The sequence below is a fragment of the Mycobacterium sp. TH-M106 genome (genome assembly GCF_057473765.1).
The window spans coordinates 1-6,269 of record NZ_JBYCLE010000264.1 but is presented as its reverse complement, the minus strand read 5'-3'; the positions used below and the strand labels follow the sequence as shown (position 1 = coordinate 6,269).

Annotated in this window: 6 protein-coding genes and 1 pseudogene; 3 read left to right on the top strand and 4 right to left on the bottom strand. The window is 63.4% G+C overall.

The window, feature by feature from the left end; genetic code table 11:
* Positions 1-174: 174 nt before the first annotated feature.
* Positions 175-1,317: a DUF4238 domain-containing protein gene (locus AC2VOP_RS09070; RefSeq protein WP_486960644.1), complete on the bottom strand. Its 1,143-nt coding sequence runs from the start codon at positions 1,315-1,317 to the stop codon at positions 175-177.
* A 260-nt stretch (positions 1,318-1,577) separates the two neighbouring features.
* Between AC2VOP_RS09070 and AC2VOP_RS09065 the strand changes: the two are divergent.
* The 3 genes and pseudogenes from AC2VOP_RS09065 to AC2VOP_RS09055 all read left to right on the top strand — a co-directional run.
* Positions 1,578-1,790, top strand: a pseudogene (locus tag AC2VOP_RS09065) (ISL3 family transposase); the annotation flags it as partial.
* Between the two features lie 206 nt (positions 1,791-1,996).
* Positions 1,997-2,578 (top strand): hypothetical protein, encoded by a 582-nt coding sequence (locus AC2VOP_RS09060; RefSeq protein WP_428899681.1) that lies wholly within the window; start codon positions 1,997-1,999, stop codon positions 2,576-2,578.
* Entirely contained in the window at positions 2,575-3,615 is a 1,041-nt protein-coding gene (locus AC2VOP_RS09055; RefSeq protein WP_428899679.1) for a helix-turn-helix domain-containing protein, read from the top strand. The genes AC2VOP_RS09060 and AC2VOP_RS09055 overlap by 4 nt, the downstream gene beginning before the upstream one ends.
* A 560-nt stretch (positions 3,616-4,175) precedes the next feature.
* Here the strand turns inward: AC2VOP_RS09055 and AC2VOP_RS09050 are convergent.
* From AC2VOP_RS09050 to AC2VOP_RS09040, 3 genes are all read right to left on the bottom strand, one after another.
* Positions 4,176-5,012, bottom strand: a complete 837-nt coding sequence (locus tag AC2VOP_RS09050; protein WP_428899678.1) for a hypothetical protein — start codon at positions 5,010-5,012, stop codon at positions 4,176-4,178.
* A gap of 212 nt (positions 5,013-5,224) precedes the next feature.
* Positions 5,225-5,641 (bottom strand): hypothetical protein, encoded by a 417-nt coding sequence (locus AC2VOP_RS09045; RefSeq protein ID WP_428899677.1) that lies wholly within the window; start codon positions 5,639-5,641, stop codon positions 5,225-5,227.
* Positions 5,642-5,646: 5 nt separating this feature from the next.
* A partial coding sequence (locus AC2VOP_RS09040; RefSeq protein WP_428899676.1) for a hypothetical protein occupies positions 5,647-6,269 on the bottom strand: 623 nt, incomplete at its 5' end.

Genomic DNA, 6,269 nt, shown 5'->3' with positions numbered 1-6,269 from the left:
ACGGGTCACAGCTATAGCCGCCGCCGGGTGACTCGTCGGCGCAGACCGTCGGGTCAAACAGCGGTGAGGCCGGATCGCACCACTGGATCGGACCCGCGTGGGCGGGCGGGCTGACCGCGACCATAGCGGCGGGCAGCGCGCAGCCGATGACTGCGGTGGCGATGAACGTGCGGATCATGGTGTGTCCTTCCTGGCCGTGTCTGCAGTGTGCTCCCGGGGGCCGACAACTTGTCCACCGACTGAGCGCATCCACTCGTTCTCGGGCAGCGGCGGCAACTGCTGCTCGGCGATGATCAACTCGTCGGCAAGCGCGTCCTCGTCGGGTTTGGCAGGTGTTCGATTCTGAACACCTGAGCGGATGGCCTCGTGGACGGTTCCAATACTGTCGCCGACGTACATGTGGAACATGTCGTTGCCCAACATGCGGAACCGGAGTCGAGGGGGCCAGTCCGAAAGGGCGAGCTGGTCGATCGCGACCATGGATTGCCGAGTTCCGATGATGAATTGATGGCATTGCCGGGCGATCTCGGTATTGATCGCGACGGGTTTGCGTGAGCTCCACTGGGGCGTGGAGCCCTTCCGAGGCCCTCGATGCATGATGAGAAGGGCGCTAGGAGACAGTGGAAACCTGACCTCATCCGCGGTCTCTATGCCGATCCCCCTGGGTTCGACATCTTGGGCGCGTCGGCGCCACGAGTGAACCGGGGAATCGCTGCTAATCAGCGGGGCCCCTCGGAACTTGTGGACTGTCCAAGTCATCGTTTCCAAGCTGGGCGCTATGCGCGTGACCGCAGCATCCACCGAAGCGCTGCGCTTCACGGCGCCCGTCGACGTGCCGTACATGGCAAGCTCCCCGCAAACAAAGCTCCACGCGGCTTCTACTTCGGAGTCGTCGGGCTCGGCCCCACCGTCGAGATCGCGAAGGAAATCCCGGACAGCGTCCTTGGGCACCGGGCGCTCGGCCGTCGTTGCGGCGATTTTCGTAGTGAAGTTCATTCGCTCGACGTGTTTCTCGGTCCTCACGAGCTGCAGCGCGGCGAACATCGCAAACAGCCTGCGTTGGTCGTCCTGTAGATCACCCTTCGCGATCAAATCGCGGCGCAGATTCGGCCATTCGTCCTCTACGCCCCGGTACATCTTCTCGCAGGCGTCGCCCAGCTCACCGGCACCATAGATGCCGCATACGACAGCGACGTCCCCGACGCCGGCAGGGCGCGCATTGTCGCCGCGACGGCGGTATGCGAGTAGTTTGCTGTTGGAATCGGCCCAGGCCCGGAGATAGGTCCTTGGCACGAAGTGCGGCCGTTTGATAACCACCCGACCAGGCTACCGGGGTGATGAAATCAGTACGGCTGCAGCTATATAGCGTTATCCAGTCGCCGCCGTTGAATGCGTACTCAAAATAGCGCGTAAGCCCGTCGTCGCGAATCCGGATCCAGTTGGGAAGGAATGGGAATGCCAGAGGCCGGGGCCTCGGGGTGACGATGCGCGTTCCCTACACCGAGCTCGACCAACACCACCGAGGTTGCCCGTTGTCCGAGGCTACTGCCTGTCCTCCGTCTGTTGCCGACACGATCATGCGCACCATCGAGGTGGGGATCACCGACGCGGCCGTTGGTGGGCCCGCGATCCCGCGCTGCCCGGACTGCGAACATGACGGACGCTACCGCGACATCGTGACTCGGGCCGTTGACCGATCTGCCGGTGGCCGGCTACCCGCTGTGCTACGAGTCGCCGTCCCGCGCTACCGCTGCACCAGCGTCGAGTGTGGACCGGCGGTGTTCAACCAGAAACCTGGGCAGCGTGGCCGCGCCGCGTTCGCGAACTGAGTCGCGGTTGCGCCAGTGGACAGAAATCGTCGTGCGTGTCCTGGCCGAGGGCGGCTTCGCCGGAAGCCTCTGGGCGCGTCGGGGCTGCGGAACTCCCGATCTTGTCGGCACCCGCTGGTATATTTTCCGGTATGTTTTCAGACCCATATCCGACCGACGACGAGATCATCGCCGAGCTCGGCGACAAGTTCCTGACCGCTCTGGTGGACTCTGTCAGGGGCACGCGTGGCGACGTACGCGATATGCGCGAGTGGCGCCCCGGCTGGTTTCCAACCATGCACAGCCGATGCCTGTCCAACCTGATCCATGACCGGATCTGGGCGCGTCTCATCGCCGCGATCGAAAGTGATCCGGCCACGATGATCATCGAGCGGGGGCCCACCCGCGAAATCGCCGTCGGACCTCATCTTCGGCTGCGTGTCAAACGCCATCTCTCCGGAGACAAGATCAGCACCTACCCCACGCGAACCGCCATCGAATTCTGGCAGCAGGGCAGCCAATACGCATTACCTGGGCTGGAAGAGGTCCGCATCGCGGTCGGCTATCGGTGGGACCCCGAAGAACGCGAAATTGAGGCTCCGCTTCTGTCGCTGCGCGACGGGAAGGATAACGTCATCTGGGCCGTCGAGTTGGACGAGCCGGCCGAGGGTGTGAACGTGACCTGGACCCCGATCGAACCGACGCTGCCGTCTATCGACTTGGGAGAGCTGGGCGACGAAACCGAGCCAGGAGCATCAGGGGACCAATGAACGGACTGGGAGACGTACTCGCGATCGCCCGAAAGGCGCGGGGACTCACCCAGACCGAACTGGCCGAGATGGTGGGGACGACCCAACCGACGATCAACAGGTACGAATCGGGCGACCGCGACCCGGATAAGGACACGCTGGCCAAATTGGCCACCATCCTGCGCGTGACCGAGGAATTACTCACGCACGGCAACCGATTTCGGGGTGCCCTCGCAGTGGATGCACACATGCGGCGCCAGAAGACCACCAAAGCGTCGGCCTGGCGGCAAATGGAGGCCCGCCTGAACCTGCTGCGAGTGCATGCATCGTTCCTCTTCGAGGAAATCTCGATCACCAGCGAGCAGCACGTTCCGGCATTCGATCCCGAGTTCACCACACCTGAGGACGCCGCCAAGCTGGTGCGCGCCCAATGGCGCATGCCTATGGGGCCCGTGGTCAACCTGACAAGGTGGATGGAAGCCGCGGGCTGCCTCGTATTCGAGGAGGACTTCGCCACCCAGCGCATCGACGGATTGTCCCAATGGGTCGACGATCACCCAGTCATCCTGATCAACGCCAACGCCGCACCAGACCGCAAACGGCTGACCAAAGCCCACGAGCTTGGCCACCTCGTTCTGCACTCCAACGGTCCAACCGAGCAGATGGAAGACGAGGCCAACCGGTTCGCCGCTGAACTCCTCATGCCTGCCGACGAAATCCGCTACGAACTGCGTCGACTTGACCTGGGCAAGTTGCGTGATCTCAAGCGGGAGTGGGGTGTTTCGATGCAGGCGTTATTGGAGCGCGCGTATCGAATGGGCCTCGTAACCCCTGAATCCCGCACCAAGTTCTACAAGATGATGAACGCGCGCGGTTGGAAGGCCAACGAACCCGACATCGAGTTCATCGTGGCTGAGAAACCTGCGCTACCGATTCACATCGGCAAGGCGTTGCGCACGCGGGGCTTCACCGACGACCAAGCTGCAACGATCGCCGGCTATGCAGACCCCAGTGACAATCCGTTCCGCCCTGACAGCAGTCGGCTTCGCGTCGTGTAAGAGTCCCGGTTTGCTGTTCCACCGTCCGCGACAGCGCCGGTCGAATAGCTCGATGGCTCCCCTCGGCGCGCCCGCAGCCCCTGCGCCCCCCACGCGGCGCCCCATGAGCCGTTCCCGCGGCGCGGGCGCCGGCCAGCAGGTTGCTCCCGCACCTCGTCGGTGGCCGGCCGCGGGGCACGCTTGCGCCTGCGCAAACCTGCGGGAGGGCGACGCTGACATCGGCCTGGACGCAACCCCCCGTATTCCGGCTGCGGCTTGGCTGTCTGGGCGGAGCGGGTGTGGCGCCGGCTGGCAGTGGACGCGACCGACAACTGTCCCGGACAGCGCGGGCACAGTGTCACCGTCGGCGCGTCCTCGCGCTTGAAGCCGTCCCGAAAAACCCGCAGCCACGCAGCACGAACATCGGGAAATCCTCCGGGGAATTCCCACGCTGACCAGCGGTTTTTCTGCGTGGCATGGGCAGGTTCCCCGATTTTTTGGGTCCTGTGTAAAAAAATTCGTGACGGAGCAAGCGGTCGCCACACCCCCCTCCCCCCTGATTTTTTTGGGGGGGAGGGGGGTCACGGTCCAGTGGCGTAGGGGAAGTGGTTGCGCCAGCCGTGCAGTCGGCTCCAAAGGAGCACTCGGCGCGAGTACTCTGGCGCCAGCCAAAGATACGTGATGTGCGCCGGAACCGGCGGTGGCTCAGCGGGCAGAGCATCCTCGAACATGAGCACCGATGAAATCCTGAACGGGAGGGCACTCGCGTGAAGCGGGATGAACAAGTGCCGTTCGTCGGCGACGGCGCTCGCGAGCTTCGCAAAATGCGGCGGAATGTGTGGAGCGTTGAATGCCGTGCGCAGTTCATTTGCAAAGCCCGATAACGACTCATCAATAAAGCCGCTGCCCACGACCGGCACGACCATTGCGCCCGGATTCTGCATGGTGCTCGCAAGCTGTTCTGGGTGACCCACCATCGTGCATGACGAATGCTCTACAAGCCATTGGAGGTCTGGGTCTACGGCGGGCGTCCATACACTCGGGTGCTGCTGGGGGTATGCGATACCGTCGGCTTCGCAGATCAAGATGATCTTTTGATAGCACTGCCGTAGTCGGCGAAGATCTTGCGGCGAACCGACGTCGATACTCCAAAACCACATCCCAGGCACTGGCCATTTGTGGTTGTCTCGGGCCAGCAAACTGGCAGTTTCAAGTGCGCCGTCCGCCGCTAAGTTCGTCACCTCGAAGGCTGCCGTACGACCGTCCGCGAGTGTCAACATCACGTCCACGGCGTTTTGACGGCCGTCGACGTCCCATGCTTCCGCACGGCTCGCATCGAGCGTCCGAACAGCGATTAGGCAAGCGGCCTGCTCTTGCCGCGACAACCTATCTATTCCGATCAAGGCCGGTTTCGCCATACCGAGACACTTTAAATCCCCGGGCCAAGCAACGCTGTGTGCTCATCGCCTAGGGTCCGCTGCTGCGCTTGCTGTGCGTCCATCCGTGAACCTCCTGTCGTTGGTTGGTGCCCGGTCGGTGCGCTGCCTACCCGAGCAGCGGCGACCGGCCGGGCACCGTTCCCTGTCCCGCACGTTCGGAACCAAGAAGGCACGTCGGGACAGGGAAGTTCTCAGACGACCTCGAAGTCGCGATCTTCATCGATGGGTGCTTGGGCCTGCCGTATGCGAACGGCCTCGGCAATGGCCTCGTTCGAGAACTTGCGGCCGTTGTCGCGTAGGGCTTTCGAGGCTGTCGGCCTGCCAGCGTTCAGCGGCACGCCCAGCTGGGCGAACGCCGAGACGCATTCCCCTACAACGGAACTAGGTGGCAGCTCGGGCGCGTCCGGCTCGGCGATGCGCTCAACGAGGTTGTGGCGCAAGAAGTGTGCGGCTTGCTCATCGGACAGCCAGCCCAGCAGTGAGCCTCGATAAGCATGAACCAAGCGGCCTTGCTGGTCTTTCGGAACCACTAGCGGCGCAATGACTTTGTATGCCGGCTTCCAGGCTCCTTGCTGGCCCATCGGTAGGTTCAGCGCGGGAAGTTGCATGAGTGTCACCCTCTCGCTTGGTAGTTTTGCTTGGATCGCCACTCGCCGGTGGCCTCGTCGTACTGGTACGGATCGTTGGGGCTCGGGATGTACACCTGATCACCCTTGGGTGGCGGCTTCGTACCGGGCCAGAAGCGTTGCCCCAGTTGGCGTTGCAGCGCGTCGGCCTTCTCTTGATCAGTCCACAGCTGCTTTGGTTTCCCGCGGGAGACGACGACCGGCGCGGGAACAGGTGCGATGGGTAATCCGAGATCGTCATACGTGACGCGCTTTTGGTCTCGTACACGCTGATCGTGTTCCCGCACGCCGCGCTGATACGGAGTTTCATCGCTGGCGGCCTGCACCTGGCGAGCCGGCTCCTGGACACCGAGGCGGCGCAGGACGCTTCGGTGGGCCTGTTCGGCTTCGGGATCGACGGGCAACTTCCTGTCAGGCGGCAAACCGGGCGCCAACGCCGCGAGGACCGCGCGGTTGCCTTCCCGGTCACGTTGCAGTGCGTCGCACCAGAATTCGACCTTGTTGCCACCGATCTTGCCCTCGTTGAACGCGGCGTGGACGATCCGGCGATCTTCAGCCCGTGCCAATCGCTCAGCCGCAGAGACACGCTGGCGGTCTAGATCCCGCTCGA

Excerpts from the sequence above, each read along its gene's own strand:
- AC2VOP_RS09055 (WP_428899679.1), top strand. The coding sequence starts at position 2,575 with ATGAACGGACTGGGAGACGTACTCGCGATCGCCCGAAAGGCGCGGGGA.
- AC2VOP_RS09050 (WP_428899678.1), bottom strand. The coding sequence starts at position 5,012 with ATGGCGAAACCGGCCTTGATCGGAATAGATAGGTTGTCGCGGCAAGAG.
- AC2VOP_RS09045 (WP_428899677.1), bottom strand. The coding sequence starts at position 5,641 with ATGCAACTTCCCGCGCTGAACCTACCGATGGGCCAGCAAGGAGCCTGG.